Here is a 17,656-nt window from a genome sequence, read left to right on the forward strand (position 1 = left end):
AGATCATTCATGTCAGATTCTTCCCTACCTCGTTCCTATTCTCTCGACTGGGCTTATGCCTACGGTGAACCACCGGTGTCCGGGCTTTTTCGCCGCACCCCGGAAGATTTTCAGGTGGTGGAAAACCTGGGCTTTGAGCTCACCGGACAGGGAGAGCATGTCTACCTGCACATTGAGAAGCGGGGCGAGAACACCGATTGGCTGGCCCGCCAGATCGCCCGTCTGGCGGGTGTGCAAAATCACGATGTGGGTTATGCCGGTTTGAAGGATCGCCATGCGGTAACGCGTCAGTGGTTCAGTGTCTACTTTCCCAAAGGCACAGAGCCCGACTGGTCGGAGCTGGAGGCAGACACTATCCGTATTCTGGCGGTAACCCGCCACAGCCAAAAGCTGCGCCGGGGCGCTCATCAAAGCAATCATTTCTGTATCCGCTTGCATGAGTTGAGTGGCGATTTGGCGGCGCTCTCTGAGCGTTTACAGCAAGTGACTGCCGGGGTGCCGAATTACTTTGGTTTGCAGCGTTTCGGTCATGACGGTAACAATCTTGCGGAAGCTAACCGTATTTTGGTGGACGGGGGGCGCATTGCAAATCGCCAGAAGCGCGGCATGATGTTGTCGGCCGCTCGCTCTTATCTGTTTAATCAAGTGCTGAGTGAACGCATTAAAGCGGCCTCCTGGACCGGTGCGCTGGAAGGCGATGTGACCACTGCAGAGGGGGAGGGCACCGGCCCGCTATGGGGGCGAGGGCGTGCGCTGGTCTCCGGGGCTTGCCTGGCGCTTGAAAACCGTGTTTTAGGTGATCTGGCGGCGTGGTGTGATGGGCTGGAGCATGTGGGCTTGTCGCAGGAGCGACGCCCGTTGTTGTTGGTGCCGCAACAATTCGGCAGTACACTCGAGGGAAGTTCTCTGGAAGTTACTTTTTCACTGCCGCCGGGTACCTATGCCACGGCGGTACTGCGTGAGATTTCTCAGTTGGTCGAGGTGAAATCTCCAAGTTGAAAGAGATGTCAGGACTAGAGGATATGGTATAGTTCTTGGCTTGGGTGGATGTTGGGGTTGTATTTGTCTGCCGATTTACGGTTTATAAAGCGATCAGCGCTTTTTCATGCTGTCATTACTGGGGGAAAAGGGTGAGCAGCCTGCAACTACAAGGTATAGGAATGACCTCGCAACGGACGAGGCAACGACTGGTTGACCGGTTAATCGAGCAGGGGGTCACCAATCCACAGGTATTGGATGTGATGGGGGATACACCCCGCCATATCTTTCTTGATGAAGCACTTTCTCATAGAGCTTATGAGGATACTTCTCTTCCCATTGGCTACGGTCAGACGCTCTCTCAGCCTTATATCGTGGCCCGCATGACCGAAATCCTGCTGGGTGCAGGCGGTAAACTGGAACGGGTACTGGAAGTCGGTACTGGTTCAGGTTATCAGACCAGTGTGTTAGCTCAATTAGTCTCTCACGTATACAGTGTTGAGCGGATTAAACCGCTGCAGGATAAAGCTCGCGACCGCTTGCGCAAGATAGGCCTGCGCAACGTGGAGCTTAGGCACGCCGATGGCGGTTATGGCTGGCCGGAGCGGGGGCCTTTTGATGGGATTCTCAGTACCGCTGCGCCGCGTGAGGTACCGTCAGAACTGTTGGCGCAGTTGGCGCCCAATGGGGTGCTAGTGATTCCGGTGGGTGCCGCTACACAAGAACTGCGGATGATCATTCGCGACGGTGAGAGTGATAAGTTTATTACTCAGGTGCTGGAGCCCGTGAAATTTGTGCCCCTGTTGTCCGGTGTGACTCGTTAATGCCAGGCGCAGTTCGTCATTTAACAAAGCAGTACGTCATTTAACAATACAGGTCTCGTCAATCATTCACTCCGTTCAGCATCCGCAATGGCGTGATTGACGCAGCATGTTTTATTCATTCTTGCGATCAGCGAAGGGAATTACCTTGAAGGAACCAGAGGGCAAAAACGGAAAGTATTATCTGTCTGTTTTTATACGTGGCATGGCTATGGGCGCAGCGGATGTTATCCCGGGTGTTTCTGGCGGCACCATCGCGTTCATTACCGGTATCTATACCGATCTTATTGATTCACTGCGCAGTTGCGACCACAAGGCCGTCAAATGTTTGCTTCAAGAAGGGATTCCTTCTGCCTGGCGCCATATCAATGGCACTTTTCTGCTGGCCGTATTTGGTGGCATTTTAGTCAGTATTTTCTCCCTGGCCAAGCTCATGACCTACTGTCTTGAGACGCAACCCATTTTGGTCTGGGCCTTGTTTTTTGGCCTGATTCTCTCTTCCTCTCTGCTGCTGCTGCAGCAAGTACCTGGTTGGAACGTTAGACGAGTCTTGTTGTTTGTGGGCGGTGCGGCTTTTGTGATCGGCGTGTCACTTATCAAACCCACCCAGTTACCGGATGAGTGGTGGGTCGTATTTTCTGCAGGCATGATCGCGATTTGCGCCATGATCTTACCGGGTATATCTGGGGGCTTTCTGTTGCTGATGATGGGGCTTTACTCGACCATCATTGGAGCGGTTTCAAGCTTCAATTTTGCCATCTTAATCCCGCTGGGGATTGGCTGTTTGATCGGGCTGTTGCTCTTTTCGCATGTGTTGAGCTGGCTTCTGCATCATTTCGAAGCCGCAACCATGGCTTTTCTGACCGGGGTGTTAATCGGCTCCCTGAAAATTATCTGGCCCTGGAAGCAAACTCTGGAAACGGTCATTGATCGACACGGTGACACGGTGCCTCTGGTGCAGGCCAATATACTGCCAAATCATTACACGGTGATGACGGGAGAGCCATCACAGCTGGTGTCTGCTATTTTGATGTGCCTGATCGGGATTTGCCTTGTCGGTGGAATGGCATTTTTGGCCAGTCGTCGACAGAAGCTGAATTGATGAGTTATAAAAGCTTATGGATTTCGGTGGGGCTGGAATGACCAGCCACGACTTATTCCTTGCGGTAAGTCTATTGTAAAGTCGGAAAAACCCTATTGTTGGTATGAAATAAGCCAAATTTTTACGAAACTTCTATACGGTTTTATAATAAAGCATTAACTTAGCAAGCACTAATAGACATAAATGGTTGTTTTTTAATCAGCTTGAGAATCGATACGAATGTCGTTAGCGGCTCCACAAACGGTAAGACTTCTCGTTAATGCGTTCAAAATATTGAGCGTGTTACTTCTTCTGTCGGCCTGCTCATCGAATAAAGCACCGGTGCAAGATCGAATGTCACCGGGCAGCAACAAGCTTCAGCATCACATTGTATCCCGCGGCGAAACCCTCTACTCGATTGCCTGGCGTTATGGAATCGATTATAAGGAGCTTGCTCGCCGAAACAGCATCAATCGCAGCTATACAATCTACCCTGGCCAAAAAATTCTTCTCTCCGGTAAAGTGGTTTCCAGACAGGCTTCAGCGCGTAAAGCCAAGCCCGCAGTGAAGACGGTTTCAAGTACGCGTTCAAAAACCACGACAACAACGAAAAAACCAGTGAAAACCCCTTCTGTGAAAGACGGTCGTCCAACATGGATCTGGCCAGCGCAGGGAAGGGTGTTGGCGGGGTTTTCATCTTCAAAAAGCTTAAACAAGGGAGTTGATATTGAGGGACGTTTGGGGGAATCTGTAGTTGCCGCAGCTTCCGGAATGGTTGTTTACGCTGGTAGCGGAATACGCGGTTATGGCAATTTAGTGATCGTTAAACACAATGAAGCTTACCTAAGTGCTTACGCACACAACAGCAAGCTTCTGGTAAAAGAGCAGGGTTTTGTCAAAGCAGGTCAAAAAATTGCCGAGATAGGGAATAGTGGTACCGACCGCAGCAAGCTGCACTTTGAGATCAGGCATCAGGGTAAACCGGTAGATCCATTGCGTTATTTGCCCAGCCGCTGAATGTCACCGTTGCAGATGAACAATATTTCAAATTATAAAGTTGCTGTGTGTAACCTATACATTGGGTGGCAGTACGAGTGGTCCACTGAGGGGTGAGATGAACTAGACCGTTCCAAGGCATGGAATGTCTGTATTTAGTATGAGAACCGAAACTCACGGGGCTAGCGACATGGCTGTACAGGAAGCAATACAAGCAAATCTGGATAAAGACGATGTAATTTCAGTTACTGAAAACACTCTGTTTGATGAGTCACTGGTTGAAACGAAGAAGACCAAGACCAAGCCACAGGCGAAGCGATCAGTCGGTATTGCCGCTGATCCGGACAAATTTCAAAAAACTCTCGACGCTACTCAACTCTACCTGAATGAAATCGGGTTTTCCCCATTATTAACTGCTGAAGAAGAGGTGTACTTTTCACGCAAATCCCTGCGTGGATGTGAGGCTTCACGCAAGCGTATGATTGAAAGTAATTTGCGCTTGGTGGTCAAAATTGCACGCCGCTACGTCAATCGTGGACTGGCATTGCTGGACTTGATTGAAGAGGGCAATCTGGGCCTTATTCGGGCCGTCGAAAAATTTGATCCAGAACGGGGTTTTCGCTTTTCAACGTACGCCACCTGGTGGATTCGTCAGACCATTGAACGCGCCATCATGAATCAAACCCGAACCATTCGGTTACCCATTCATGTGGTTAAAGAATTAAACGTCTACCTGAGGGCGGCGCGCGAATTAGCTCAAAAGCTGGATCATGAGCCGACACCGGAAGACATTGCAATGCTGCTGGATAAGCCGGTTGAGGACGTTCAGCGAATGCTGGGGCTGAATGAGCGGGTCACTTCCATGGATGTACCCATTGGTCAGTCTTCTGACAAGTCTTTAGTTGATACCATCCCTGATCAACAGGTGTCTGATCCGGCTTCACTTTTACAGGACAGCGATCTCAGTGAAAGTATTGATGGCTGGTTGACAGAGCTGACTGAAAAGCAGCGCGAAGTGGTAGCTCGACGCTTTGGTTTGCGCGGCTATGAGATGAGCACTCTGGAAGAGGTTGGCCGTGAAATTGGCCTGACGCGAGAGCGTGTTCGTCAGATTCAGGTAGAAGCATTAAAACGGCTGCGTGACATTCTTGAGAAACAGGGTCTGAACAGCGAAGCACTTTTCGGCAGCATGTAAGCGTGTTAGCTGTTTGAGTCTTGCTGATGCCTGCTGCAGCAGGCGAAAAAAAACCGCAGTAGTTGCGGTTTTTTTATGGGCAATTGCCAGTAAAGTTTCTCTTTTCAGAGGGCTTTGCCTGGCAAATGCTCCGTCTTACCGGTGAAGGTTATTTCATAACAGAGATTGACTGCATCAACTGTTATGGCCCTTCTGGCCGCTATTATCGTTCCAGGTACTGCAATTTATTCTCTACGCCATCCCATTCTTCATTATCAGCGGGAGCGTCTTTCTTCTCAGTGATGTTGGGCCAAACTTCAGCCAGTTCGGCATTCAGCTCCAAAAACACTTCTTGCCCTGCGGGTAACTCGTCTTCGGAGAAGATGGCGTCCACAGGACATTCTGGCTCACAAAGAGCGCAGTCAATACATTCATCAGGGTGGATAACCAAGAAGTTGGGACCTTCGTAAAAGCAATCCACTGGACACACTTCGACACAGTCGGTGTGCTTACATTTAATACAGTTATCCCCAACCACAAAAGTCATGGCGAAAACTCCACTTTCTAATTTACATTTTAATGCACACGGTGTGTGCTCAGGCTAATCCGGGATTGTACCAGCTTGGTTATCCGGGCGGGAGAGTTTATCAGATTAGATAAATTGGTTTTACTGTTTAATTTATTTTTGATTTTGAGTAAATGTACCTCATTCTCATCTGCTGAAGGGCTGGGTGTTTTGCCATGAGTCGATCCGGTGATTGCGTGGCCGTTTGCTGTTCGCTACCACCGGGACTCGAATCACGGCTTACTTGATCAGCTTCTTCAGTGCGTAAAGCTGTTCCAGGGCTTGTCTTGGGCTCAGGTCATCGGGATCGATTTCATCAAGGGCCTCGATAGCCGGATGTGGAGCGCTGGCTCCAAACATGTCGCCCTGAAAGGGGTCGCTCACTGGATCCGGGTGCCTGAGCGGCGCATTGTCTGGTGCTGAGACCTTGTCTGTGGATGAGGTGACATCGGCTGTGGGTGAAGTGGCATGGTCTGCGGTCGCGGCTGGGACCTGCTCCAGGAGTGCCCGCTTTTCACCTTCGAGTATGTCCAGCTGCTGTTGGGCCAGCGCCACCACTTCAGCCGAAATGCCCGCCAATTTGGCAACCTGTAAGCCGAAACTTTTGCTGGCGGGCCCCTCCTGTATGTTGTGCAGGAAGACAATGTTGTCATTGTGCTCAGTGGCATCCAGATGGATGTTCACTGCGCTGGGGTGTGTTTTGGGCAGCTCCGTCAACTCAAAATAGTGGGTCGCAAATAACGTAAAGGGTCTGACTTTTTCGACGAGTTGTGTGGCGCAGGCCCAGGCGAGGGAGAGGCCGTCAAAAGTGCTGGTGCCGCGCCCGATTTCATCCATCAATACCAGGCTGCGATCGGTGGCATTGTTGAGGATGTTAGCGGTCTCTGTCATTTCAACCATAAAGGTTGATCGGCCGCCGGCCAGATCGTCTGAGGAGCCAATACGTGTAAAGATGCGGTCCACCATACCGACCGTACCGGCCTCGGCAGGAATGTAGCTGCCGATATGAGCCAACAGTGTGATCAGTGCCGTTTGACGCATATAGGTCGATTTACCGCCCATGTTGGGGCCGGTAACAATCAGCATTTTACGCTGCTCACTGAATTCCAGGTCGTTAGGCACGAATGGGTGGTTGGAGACTTTTTCAACCACCGGGTGGCGTCCCGCCCGGTAGCAAATACCGGGTTCCTGGGTCAGGGTGGGGCAACTGAAATTGAGGCTGTCGGCTCGCTCGGTTAAGGTTGTGAGTACGTCCAGTTCGGATACGGCGGCAGCGGCGTTTTGCAGTGGCAGCAGGTCTTCGTTAAGGCGTTCAATGATTTCATCGTAGAGCGCTTTCTCCCGGCTGAGAGCCCGGCTCTTCGCCGACAGCGCTTTATCCTCAAACACTTTCAGTTCTGGGGTGATAAAGCGCTCGGCATTTTTCAGGGTTTGGCGGCGAATATATTCCACCGGCGCCTTGTCCGACATTGCCCGGCTGATTTCTATGTAATAACCGTGCACACGGTTGTAGCCGACCTTGAGGGTACTGATCCCGGTACGCTCTTTCTCACGACTTTCCAGGTCGATCAAAAATTGACCGGCATTGCTGCTGAGATTGCGCAGCTCATCCAACTCTTGATCATAGCCCTCGGCAATTACGCCACCATCACGAATAACGACGGGCGGGTTTTCGGTGATGGCTCGACGCAGGAGGTCTTCCAGTTCTGGAAAGGTGCCAATGTTTCCAGCCAGCTCCGCCAGATGCGGTGACGACAGGGTTTTCAGTTGTCCCTGCAGTTCCGGGTAAGTGCTCAGTGAGCTGTACAGGCGGGACAGATCTCGCGGGCGGGCGGATCGAAGCGCCAGGCGTCCGAGAATCCGCTCTAGGTCGCCAATGCGTTTCAGGCTCTGGTGAATAGGTTCAAACTGGTAATTTTCCTGCAGTTGAGCAATGGCGCTCTGGCGCGCCTTCAGGGTGCTCAGGTCACGCAGTGGTCGGTTCAGCCAGCGGCGTAATAAGCGTCCCCCCATGGCGGTGGCCGTTGTGTTTAGCACATCAAACAGGGTGTTTTCTTCTCCGCCGGTTAGATTGATGTCCAATTCCAGATTGCGACGGGTAGCGGCGTCCATCGCGACGGCTTCGTCACGGTTTTCACCCCGGATGGCATTGATGTGTGGCAGCGCAGTACGCTGGGTCTCCTGTGCATAAGAAAGTAGACAGCCGGCAGCGGCCAGGGCCGTGGTCATGTGATCGCAGCCAAAGCCGGCCAGATCCTGGGTGCCAAATTGCTGGGTCAGCAGCCGTTGAGCGGTTTCCAGTTCAAATTCCCAGGGAGCACGGCGGCGCAGGCCGCGACGATTTTCCAGGATTTCGCTGCTGCTCAGTTCTTCGGAGACCAGCAGCTCTGCCGGGCTCAGGCGCTGCAGCTCACCCAGGGCGGCATCCAGCCCTTGTACTTCCAGTACCTGAAAGCGACCGGAGCCAATGTCCATGGTGGCCAAACCAAAGGTGTCTTCGATAACGTGCAGCGCGACCAGCAGGTTATCCCGGCTTTCGTCGAGCAGAGACTCGTCGCTCACCGTGCCGGGTGTCACAATCCGAACCACTTTGCGCTCTACAGGCCCCTTGCTGGTCGCGGGGTCACCGATCTGTTCACATATGGCTACCGAGACTCCCTTGCGAACCAGCTTGGCGAGATAGCCGTCGGCGGCGTGAAAGGGAATGCCCGCCATAGGAATGGGTTCGCCGCCAGACTTGCCGCGGGCGGTTAAGGTGACGTCGAGCAGTTTGGATGCCTGTTTCGCATCGTCATAGAACAGCTCATAAAAGTCGCCCATGCGATAGAATACCAGTTCGTGAGGGTGCTCAGCCTTAATCTTTAAGTACTGTTGCATCATCGGGGTGTGCTGTTGGGACTGGTCAGTTTTTGGCATAATTCGAGGTGGGAATCCGGTCGTTGGGCAAAAGCGTTATTCTACGTGAATGGCGGTAGGCAGGTGAAGTGCGTACTGGGCTATTTTGTTAAGGTGGTTAAAGGCATCGGTGTTAGGGGGAAGGCTTTCCTGGCTGAGACCGTTTAAGACCGGTTCCACTACGACGGCTAAAGGCTTTTCCATCTACGACGGCTAAAGGCTTTCTATTTAAGATCGCTAAAGGTCTTGTACCTAAAGACCGTTAAAGGTTTTTACCTAAGACCGCTAAAGGCTTTTTATCTATCATCGCTAAAGGCGTTTTACTTAACACCGCTAAAGGCTTCATTAAGGATATTGCTATGAGTGCAGAGACCCTGCCCCTGTGCGAAGAGATTGGTCGCCGCTTAACCCGGCACAACTGGTGTATCGGGACCGCTGAGTCCTGTACCGGTGGCATGTTGTCTGCGGCAATTACCGATGTGGCAGGCAGCTCCGGCTGGTTTGAAGAGGGGTTGGTCACTTACGCCAATGAAAGCAAGGAGCGCCTGCTGTCTGTCCCGAAGTCCGTGCTGGAGTCTGAGGGCGCCGTCAGTCAGGCGGTGGTTGAGGCCATGGTCGCTGGCGTTTTGGCCAGAGGGGCTGACGTCGCTGTGGCTACCAGTGGTGTCGCCGGACCCGATGGGGGGTCTGACGAAAAGCCGGTGGGCACTGTCTGGTTTGCCTGGGCTTTACCGCATAAAGTGGCCAGTGAGTGCAGGGTTTTTGAGGGGGACAGGATGTCGGTCCGCACCCAGGCCACGATATTTGCTCTGAGTGAACTGCTGGCTCTTCTTGAACTTGAGCAGCAATAGCACTTAAGTTTTAGGGTAAGTTCCTGCGAATCAGTATCTGGGACCCTATGATCCCATACCGCTTTGGGGGGGCAAACTCTATGACGAGAGCGGGTCGGTGGAGTCAGAAAAAAGCACTGTACAAAAAAATAGTACTGTTTTCTTGTACAGTAAAAATAAATATGCTTCAATGCAGTCAACAAGTTAAGCAAATTGTTTCAGGCATCAGTCTAAACACAGCGTCAAAACCATCCAAATAAGGGGTGACTCATGGATCAGAACAAAGAAAAAGCATTGCAGGCCGCTTTGAGCCAAATCGAACGTCAATTCGGTAAGGGGACTGTGATGCGGATGGGGGATAAGGAGCGTGTCCGCATTCCGTCCATTTCCACCGGTTCTTTAGGTTTGGATGTTGCTTTAGGTATTGGTGGCTTACCCAAAGGGCGTATCGTTGAAATTTACGGTCCAGAGTCCTCGGGTAAAACGACCTTAACACTGCAGGCTATCGCCGAAGCTCAAAAAGCCGGTGGTACCTGTGCCTTTATCGATGCGGAGCACGCACTGGACCCTATTTACGCCGAAAAGCTGGGCGTGAACGTTGATGATCTCATTGTGTCCCAGCCGGATACCGGTGAGCAGGCTTTGGAAGTCGCGGATATGTTGGTGCGTTCCGGTGCCATTGATGTGATCGTGGTGGATTCTGTTGCAGCCCTGACGCCCAGAGCGGAAATTGAAGGTGAAATGGGGGATCATCACGTGGGTTTACAAGCCCGTTTGATGTCACAGGCACTGCGCAAGATCACCGGTAATATTAAGAATGCAAACTGTTTGTGTATCTTTATTAACCAAATCCGCATGAAGATCGGGGTTATGTTTGGTAACCCGGAAACGACCACCGGGGGTAATGCCCTGAAGTTTTATGCTTCCGTGCGCCTGGATATCCGTCGCATCGGTGCCGTTAAAGACGGCGATGAGGTGGTGGGCTCTGAAACCCGGGTGAAAGTGGTTAAGAACAAGGTTGCACCGCCGTTCACCCAAACCGAATTCCAGATTTTATACGGCAAGGGCATTAACCGTATGGGCGAAGTGATTGATTTTGGCGTGAAGCTGGGATTAATCGACAAGGCGGGGGCCTGGTACAGCTATCAAGGGGACAAGATTGGTCAGGGCAAGAGCAATGTTGGTAAATACCTGCTGGAAAACCCCGATATTGCGACGACTATCGAAGCTGAAATTCGTCGTCAGCTGTTGCCACAGGATACCCCTGCTGAAGCAGCGCCTGAGGCCGAACGCGCTGAGGCTTAAGGTTTCAAGCCCTTTTCTTTTTAACGTGTCCAGCCGCGGTCAATTGATGTTGCGGCTGGTGTCATTGACCTCCAATAAAGTTAATGCACCCCCTGTTTCGGGTAATTCTCAATCGGTGATTTCTGATGCACGAGACTCAGGCGCCGGATCAAGCCGCCACCTACCGTCAAATTCGCTGGTCAGGGATGGATCTGTTGGCACGACGCGAGCACTCCGGCTGGGAGCTTGAGCAAAAACTGGTGCAGCGTTATCCCGACTCTCTGCCGTTAATTGAACGTGTTATCCATGACCTGCAAGACGAACTGCTGCAGTCGGATCAGCGTTATACGCAAGCGTATGTGGCCATGCGACGGCGTAAAGGGTACGGTCCTCATCGGTTGATGAACGAGCTTAGGGAGAAAGGTGTTGACTCGGAGATGGTCGTCGAAGAGTTAAATCAGCCTGAGCATGAATGGGCGGAGCAAGCCGGATTGGTATTGCGCAAGAAGTTTAAAGCACCCGCTAGTGACTTCAAAGAGCGGTCGAAGCAGATGCGCTTCCTGCAGTATCGAGGCTTTAGCCATGAACAGATTCGGGAGGTTCTGCAGTCGTGACAATCCCCTTGGGCCGTCTACGTTAGTGCAGGCTGCTTCAGTACAGGCTACAAACCCCGTTCAGAGACCACTTCTTATAACTCCTCTATGGATTTTTCGCTTGCCGGTAAGTTTTGCCTTATAAAAACAGGGCGTTGTTTTTGGGGGTGTTTCTTTTCAGTTTGTGTTTAGATCAGCTCGCCGTCATCCAAAAAATTATCCATGGGTTCCTGGAGGGATGAGCGCATTCTTTCCCTGTCCAGCAGCTTTTGCTGTACGGGTTTCGGCAGTTCGGTGAATAAAATAATATTTTTGCTAATTAGCAGGTGTATAAGGTCTTCTGTCACCCTGACAATGCCTTTGTCTGACTCCGCAAGAGCCGCTTTGGTGTTCGGCGTTGAGTGATCCTGCAAAAAAGCTTTTACATCGGGGTTATCCTTCGTTACATATTCCTCTGCCCCTATGGCAACTTCATTCAATAGTGCAGTAATTTGTCCTTGCTGGTTACGGATGGCGTAGGGCATGATCATTCCTGATTACAGAGTGTTTCGCGCATATTAGACTAACTTTCGTTTACAATGCAGCCAATATTTTTATTATCAGTGAATCTTCTATGACTATGCTGGATTCTACCTGTCGAGTAGATGACGAAACTTCGTTACTCGAGGCTGCGACGGGGGTGTTTGACCCTTTGTTGGCTTGCCTGTTGCAGTTGGCAAAAATCGAACACCGCCCCTGTTCCCCAGCGTCGGCGACTGCGGGCCTTCCGTTAGTGCATGAGCGTTTAACGCCTGAGTTGTTTGTGCGTGCGGCTGATCGGACGGGCCTGAAGGCGAAAATTCTCCGGCGGGAGTTGTCGGCTATCAGTCCGTTGGTTTGTCCGGCGGTCTTGCTGTTGCACGATGATAATGCCGTTGTACTGGTTAAGATTGAAGCCGAAGCGGGCCAAGCCTTACTGTTGGACAATGAAACGGGCGGTGAGCAGCGCATCACTTTGGATGAGCTGCAACACTATTATTCAGGCTACTGTATCTTCGCGAAGCCCGCGTATCGCTTTGACCTACGCACTCAACCCGTCAAATCTCAACGGAACCGCCATTGGTTCTGGAGCGTTATGGTGCGTTCCTGGCGGATTTATCGCGATGTTTTGTTGGCCTCACTGTTGATTAATATTTTTGCCATGGCGAACCCCCTGTTTGTCATGAATGTCTATGACCGGGTAGTCCCCAATAGTGCTATTGAGACGCTTTGGGTGCTGGCCATCGGTGTTACGATCGTCTACGGCTTTGATTTACTGCTGAAAACCCTGCGGGCTTATTTTTTAGAGGTGGCTGGAAAAAAGTCAGATGTCCTCCTGTCCAGCTATATCTTTGAGCGGGTATTAGGGGCTCGATTATCGGAAAGAGCTGAATCCGTTGGCGCTTTTGCCAGTCAATTAAGGGAATTTGAGACGGTTCGTAATTTTATCACTTCGTCGACGGTTACCACATTTGTTGATTTGCCCTTTGTGGTTTTGTTTTTGGTGGTAGTGGCCTATATCGGGGGGCCTATTGTGGTCGCGCCACTTGTCGCCATTCCGCTGATTGTTGGTTTTGCGCTCTATCTGCAACGCCCGTTGCGTTATGCCGTAGAGCAAACTTATCAGGCTGGAGCACAAAAAAATGGTGCTTTGGTGGAAACGCTTTCTAACATAGAAACCGTGAAAATCTTGGGTGCCGAAGGTCGAATACAGGCTGTTTGGGAAGCGTCTGTTGGGCATTTGGCACGCTGGGGTCAGAGGACCCGCTTATTGTCCAGTTCGGCTTCGACGGTGTCGGCAACAATTATTCAAATCACCTCGGTAGCGGTGGTGATTATTGGGGTGTACCTCATTGCCGAGCGCGAGCTGACGATGGGGGCACTGATTGCCTCTGTGATGTTGACGTCCCGGGCTCTTTCGCCAATGGGGCAGGTGGCCAGTTTGCTGGTGAATTATCACCAGACTGTAACTGCGTACCAAGGTCTGGAGCAGGTTGTTGCTAAAGAGCAGGAGCGGGAAGAGGGCAAACCACTGGTTCAGCGACCGAGGCTGGATGGCGGTATTCGTTTTGACAAGGTGTGTTTTTCTTATCCAAATGAAGAGACGAGGGCTTTGTCTGAGGTTTCTTTCGACATTAGGCCCGGGGAGCGTGTCGGGATTATTGGTCGGATAGGCTCTGGAAAATCGACGGTACAAAAGTTGATGCTGGGGCTCTATCACGCCCAGCAGGGCACAGTACTGGTGGATAGTATAAATATTAAACAAATTGATTCCGCGGACCTGCGGCGAAATATAGGTTGTGTCCCCCAGGACACAGTGCTTTTTTATGGATCAGTGAAAGACAACATTGTTTATGGCTCTCCTCATGTCGAAGATAAAGACATCCTCAGAGCAGCCGACTTGGCTGGCGTCACAGAGTTTGTGAATAATCATCCGTCGGGCTTTGGCCGCCCGGTCGGCGAGCGTGGGCGGGCACTCTCTGGCGGGCAACGGCAGAGTGTTGCGGTGGCGAGAGCACTGCTGAATGACCCGTCTATTTACTTGCTCGATGAACCCAGCACCGGCATGGACAGCAGTAGCGAAGTCCACCTCAAAGAAAAATTGACCGAAGTGACTAAGGGTAAAACCTTGGTGTTAGTAACCCATAAGACGGCTTTATTGTCGTTGGTTGACCGGGTGTTGGTGTTTGATGGCGGTCGATTAATCGCTGATGGCCCTAAAGAGCCAGTTTTAGACGCTTTAAGAAAAGGACAGCTCCGTGTTGCACAACCTTAAACAAGAACTGAAACACGAGGTACAAAAACGACCTTTGTGGCGGCAATGGTTTGAGTCCCCTGCTGAGACCGGAGCGCAGGATATTAATTATATGTCGTCGGCTGCGGGTGCAATCATGGAGCAGTCTCCGCGTGGCGGGCAGCAGTTGTTGTGGGCCATTGTCAGCTTTTTTCTGGTAATGCTGATTTGGGCATCTATCGCCAGCGTGGATGAATTTACCCGTGGTGAGGGCAGAGTCATCCCTTCCAGTAATATTCAGGTTATCCAGAATCTTGAGGGCGGTATTCTGGAGGAAACTTATGTGCGTGAGGGGCAGGCAGTAAAAGCCGGCCAGGCATTGCTACGTATTGACGATACCCGCTTTTCATCTTCTCTGCGTGAAGCCGGCGTTACGCTTATGCAGTTAAAGGCAAAGGTCGCTCGATTGAAGGCGGAGGCGGAAGGTAAACCTTTTCTCCCGGACGATTATCCGCACATAAATGCATCGGATTTACAGGAAGAGCTGGAGGTGCATGCATCTCACCGCAGGGAGCTGGAAAGCCGCAGTCAGGTCCTGCTTGAACAAAGGACTCAAAAAAAGCAGGAAGTCTCCGAGTTGGAGGCTAAAAGCCAACAAATTGAGCGCAGTTTGAGGCTCCTGCAGAAAGAGCTATCGATGACGAGACCCCTGGCGGATGAAGGTGCTATTTCCGAGGTGGAGCTCTTGAGGCTGGAGCGGCAGGTGAACGATTTGCAGGGAGAGCTGGAAGCAGCACAACTGGCAATGCCCCGGGCTGAATCGAGTCTGGAAGAGGCTCGGCAAAAACTGAATAATCTTGAGCTGGTTTTTCAGGCCGAAGCTTATGAGGAAAAGAATGAGGTTCTGTCGGAGTTGTCACGACTTGAGGAAACCACCTCGGCTCTGGAAGATCGGGTTCAACGAACTCAGGTCACCTCACCGGTGGCAGGAACTGTTAAGCGTTTATTGGTCAGTACCATTGGTGGAGTGATCCAACCGGGGATGGACATCGTAGAGATAGTACCGACAGAGGATAAGCTGTTGGTCGAGGCCAAGGTGAGGCCTGCGGATATTGCTTTTTTACACCCGGGGCAACAAGCCAAGGTTAAGTTCACCGCGTATGATTTTTCTGTGCATGGTGGTCTGGATGGTGCTGTGACACTGATTAGCCCGGATACTATTGTCAATGAAAAAGAGGAAAGCTTTTATCTGGTGAGGGTTGAAACGGATCGAACCTTTCTTGGCAGTGAGTCCCAGCCGCTGCCGATTATTGCGGGGATGACCGCTAGTGTGGATATTTTAACGGGAAAGAAAACGGTTCTGGATTACATACTGAAGCCTATTTTAAAAACCAAGCAACTGGCTTTACGTGAGCGCTAAGACCCTTCCGACTGATGATGCACTTTTAGACGGCAGGCCTGTTATAGTACGACCGTACTGACATTTATTTTTCCTAAACTGAGTGTTGCTGATTGTTTTTTGTTCGACGTGGCTTTTTCTTGTTCTATATATGCCTTCAGGTGATAAAAAAGTGTTTTTTAAATGATTAACTAGCGTTAAAATTCATTTTTGTGACATGCGTCACACTTTTGAAGGATTTGGGGTTCTAGAGAATGAGCGGTTTAAGAAGATTGTTAGTAATCGGCTTCGTGTCAGTCGCGCTAAAAGCTCATGGCTTAACCCTTCAAGAAAGTATCCGCCTCACCCTTGAAACTCATCCAGAGGTGCTGGCGGCTCGCCATGAATACAGTTCCCGCGGAGCCGAAGTTCGTCAGGCAAAGTCCGGTTATCTGCCGTCTGTCGATCTTGCTGCCGGGATTGGCCGTCAAAGCCTTGAAAGCCAGTCTACGGGGGGGGATGAAGTGTCCCTGACTCGTCACGAGACCTCATTATCGGCAAGGCAAATGCTGTTTGATGGTTTTGCCACCAGTGAAGAAGTGAATCGCCAGCAAGCCCGCGCCTCAAGTGCACAATATAAAGCCAAGGAAGTTGAAGACAACACGGCCCTGCGTGTAACGGAAGTGTATCTGAATGTCTTGCGCTTTCAGGATCTGTTGAATCTTGCTCGTGACACACTTTATGAGCATCAGAATATCCATGACCAAATGGTTCTGCGCAATAAATCCGGTGTTGGCAGCAAGGCGGACCTGGATCAGATTACTGCTCGTTTGGCGTTGGCCCAAAGTAATATGATCACTGCGCAAAGTAACCTGCTGGATGCGAAAACCAACTTTTACCGAGTGACGGGTATTTATCCTGATTTCGATAAGCTTGAAGCACCTGTGGTTAAGGCTACATTGCCAACCAATATTGAAACTGCCGAGTCCATGGCTCTTCAGCAGCATCCGACCTTGCTGTCGGCCAGTGCCGACGTGGATTCGGCAGAAGCCCAGTATGATGCCAGTGAGAGCGTTTTTTGGCCCCGCTTGCAGTTGGAAGCAGACAGACGCTGGGATCAGAATATAGACGGCGTGGAGGGGGGTACTAATGATGCGATAGTGGCTCTGCGCATGACCTATAACCTCTACGCTGGCGGTGGTGATAAAGCTCGTCGTAAGCAAACCGCCTATCAGTTGGAGGCCGCCAGAGAAATTCGCAATAACACCCAGCGCCAGGTTGTTGAAAGTCTGCGCCTTTCCTGGAGTGCCTACCGAACCATTGCGGATCAGCTGAAATATTTAAAAATGCATGTGCGGGCAGCATCAGATACCAAATCAGCGTATCGAAAACAATTTAATATAGGCCGGCGGACGTTACTGGACCTTCTCAATACAGAAAATGAAGTTGTGGATTCCAGGCGGGCGTTGATCAACGCTCTATATGATCAAACGTTTTCGCAATACCGGGTTTTTAATTCCATGGGGCAGCTGCTGGAAAAAATTGGCAGCACAAAGTCGTAAACAGAGTTATAGCATGAAGGCGCCGCTAAAGGGCGCTTTCTCTGTTTTTGGAAACAGCATTAGAGAATAAAAGAATGAAAAAAGTGGTAACTGGGACAGAAGTCGGCGCAAATGGTGAGCACAGTTCTCAGGCTGGAAATGCGGATATCGCCAGAGTGGTTGCTATTCAGGGCGACGTTTTCGTTCGCGGTCCAAGGCAAAGCGGTACTTTGGCCGAAGGCGCTCGCCTCAGCCTCAATGCGACAGTTATCACAGAGGGTGCCAGCGCCCTGGTTCTGGCGTTTGTCAACAATACCGTCGTCACCCTGGGGCATGATCAGGTTCTCACCCTCGATCAGCGCTTTCTCAGCCTGTTGGAAGAGATTTCTGAAAAAAACAGTGTCGACGATGTTTTGGAATTTGAGAGACTGGCCCAAGCATTAAGCGAGGGGCAATCACTCAAAGAGATTCTGCCGGCTTCAAGGCCTGGTCATTTACTTGAGCCTGAATCGGGTGGTGAAGCAGGTGAACCCGGTATTCGAATTTTATACACCGGTGGACGCGTTACCCCGACCAGCGGGTTTGAGACTGAGGGACTCAGCTCTCTGGATTTGTTTACGTCACAACAGCGATACAACGTGATCGAAAACAACGTGATCGAAAACACCGCGCCGGTGTTGGGTGCGGACGTTGTGACGGCGATCGATGAAAACACGACGGTGGTGGGCACCTACGCGGCGACCGATGTCGATGGAGACAACATCAGCT

General features: G+C 51.2%; 15 protein-coding genes. 12 read left to right on the forward strand and 3 right to left on the reverse strand.

Going from position 1 to position 17,656, the window contains the following annotated elements; translation table 11 throughout:
- The first annotated feature begins 9 nt into the window (after positions 1-9).
- The 5 genes from truD to rpoS all read left to right on the forward strand — a co-directional run bounded on the left by truD (position 10) and on the right by rpoS (position 5,071).
- The gene (gene truD / locus G8770_RS22335; RefSeq protein ID WP_167192163.1) at positions 10-999 is read left to right on the forward strand and encodes a tRNA pseudouridine(13) synthase TruD; all 990 of its coding nucleotides are present in this window, start codon (positions 10-12) and stop codon (positions 997-999) included.
- A gap of 161 nt (positions 1,000-1,160) precedes the next feature.
- The gene (locus G8770_RS22340; protein ID WP_167192165.1) at positions 1,161-1,802 is read left to right on the forward strand and encodes a protein-L-isoaspartate(D-aspartate) O-methyltransferase; all 642 of its coding nucleotides are present in this window, start codon (positions 1,161-1,163) and stop codon (positions 1,800-1,802) included.
- Positions 1,803-1,947: 145 nt separating this feature from the next.
- The gene (locus G8770_RS22345) at positions 1,948-2,901 is read left to right on the forward strand and encodes a DUF368 domain-containing protein (protein WP_208022461.1); all 954 of its coding nucleotides are present in this window, start codon (positions 1,948-1,950) and stop codon (positions 2,899-2,901) included.
- A gap of 219 nt (positions 2,902-3,120) precedes the next feature.
- Positions 3,121-3,897, forward strand: coding sequence for a peptidoglycan DD-metalloendopeptidase family protein (locus G8770_RS22350; protein ID WP_167192167.1), 777 nt, complete (start codon positions 3,121-3,123; stop codon positions 3,895-3,897).
- Between the two features lie 169 nt (positions 3,898-4,066).
- Positions 4,067-5,071, forward strand: a complete 1,005-nt coding sequence (gene rpoS / locus G8770_RS22355; RefSeq protein ID WP_167192169.1) for an RNA polymerase sigma factor RpoS — start codon at positions 4,067-4,069, stop codon at positions 5,069-5,071.
- 202 nt (positions 5,072-5,273) lie between these two features.
- On the opposite strand, the gene fdxA is transcribed toward rpoS, so the two are convergent.
- On the reverse strand, positions 5,274-5,597 hold the full coding sequence (fdxA, locus tag G8770_RS22360) for a ferredoxin FdxA (protein WP_167192171.1): 324 nt from the start codon (positions 5,595-5,597) through the stop codon (positions 5,274-5,276).
- Between the two features lie 258 nt (positions 5,598-5,855).
- Positions 5,856-8,531 (reverse strand): DNA mismatch repair protein MutS, encoded by a 2,676-nt coding sequence (gene mutS / locus G8770_RS22365; RefSeq protein WP_243760636.1) that lies wholly within the window; start codon positions 8,529-8,531, stop codon positions 5,856-5,858.
- A gap of 338 nt (positions 8,532-8,869) precedes the next feature.
- Between mutS and G8770_RS22370 the strand changes: the two genes are divergently transcribed.
- The 3 genes from G8770_RS22370 (at position 8,870) to G8770_RS22380 (ending at position 11,238) form a co-directional block, all read left to right on the forward strand.
- A complete protein-coding gene (locus G8770_RS22370; protein ID WP_167192173.1) occupies positions 8,870-9,361 on the forward strand; it encodes a CinA family protein in 492 nt (163 codons plus the stop codon).
- A 249-nt stretch (positions 9,362-9,610) separates the two neighbouring features.
- Positions 9,611-10,645 carry a recombinase RecA gene (gene recA, locus G8770_RS22375; RefSeq protein WP_167192175.1) on the forward strand — a complete coding sequence of 345 codons (1,035 nt, stop codon included), beginning with the start codon at positions 9,611-9,613 and terminating at the stop codon, positions 10,643-10,645.
- Between the two features lie 125 nt (positions 10,646-10,770).
- A complete protein-coding gene (locus G8770_RS22380; protein ID WP_167192177.1) occupies positions 10,771-11,238 on the forward strand; it encodes a regulatory protein RecX in 468 nt (155 codons plus the stop codon).
- Between the two features lie 167 nt (positions 11,239-11,405).
- On the opposite strand, the gene G8770_RS22385 is transcribed toward G8770_RS22380, so the two are convergent.
- Positions 11,406-11,741, reverse strand: coding sequence for a hypothetical protein (locus tag G8770_RS22385; RefSeq protein ID WP_167192179.1), 336 nt, complete (start codon positions 11,739-11,741; stop codon positions 11,406-11,408).
- A gap of 89 nt (positions 11,742-11,830) precedes the next feature.
- Between G8770_RS22385 and G8770_RS22390 the strand changes: the two genes are divergently transcribed.
- The 4 genes from G8770_RS22390 to G8770_RS22405 all read left to right on the forward strand — a co-directional run.
- Positions 11,831-14,011 carry a type I secretion system permease/ATPase gene (locus G8770_RS22390; protein ID WP_208022462.1) on the forward strand — a complete coding sequence of 727 codons (2,181 nt, stop codon included), beginning with the start codon at positions 11,831-11,833 and terminating at the stop codon, positions 14,009-14,011.
- Entirely contained in the window at positions 13,995-15,389 is a 1,395-nt protein-coding gene (locus tag G8770_RS22395; protein WP_341771191.1) for an HlyD family type I secretion periplasmic adaptor subunit, read from the forward strand. Before G8770_RS22390 ends, G8770_RS22395 begins: the two co-directional genes overlap by 17 nt.
- Before the next feature lie 233 nt (positions 15,390-15,622).
- Positions 15,623-16,909 (forward strand): TolC family outer membrane protein, encoded by a 1,287-nt coding sequence (locus G8770_RS22400; RefSeq protein WP_167192180.1) that lies wholly within the window; start codon positions 15,623-15,625, stop codon positions 16,907-16,909.
- A gap of 74 nt (positions 16,910-16,983) precedes the next feature.
- A partial coding sequence (locus G8770_RS22405; RefSeq protein ID WP_167192182.1) for a retention module-containing protein occupies positions 16,984-17,656 on the forward strand: 673 nt, incomplete at its 3' end.

Origin of the sequence: Pseudomaricurvus hydrocarbonicus, from assembly GCF_011602365.1 — a bacterium.
Classification (GTDB): domain Bacteria; phylum Pseudomonadota; class Gammaproteobacteria; order Pseudomonadales; family Cellvibrionaceae; genus Pseudomaricurvus; species Pseudomaricurvus hydrocarbonicus.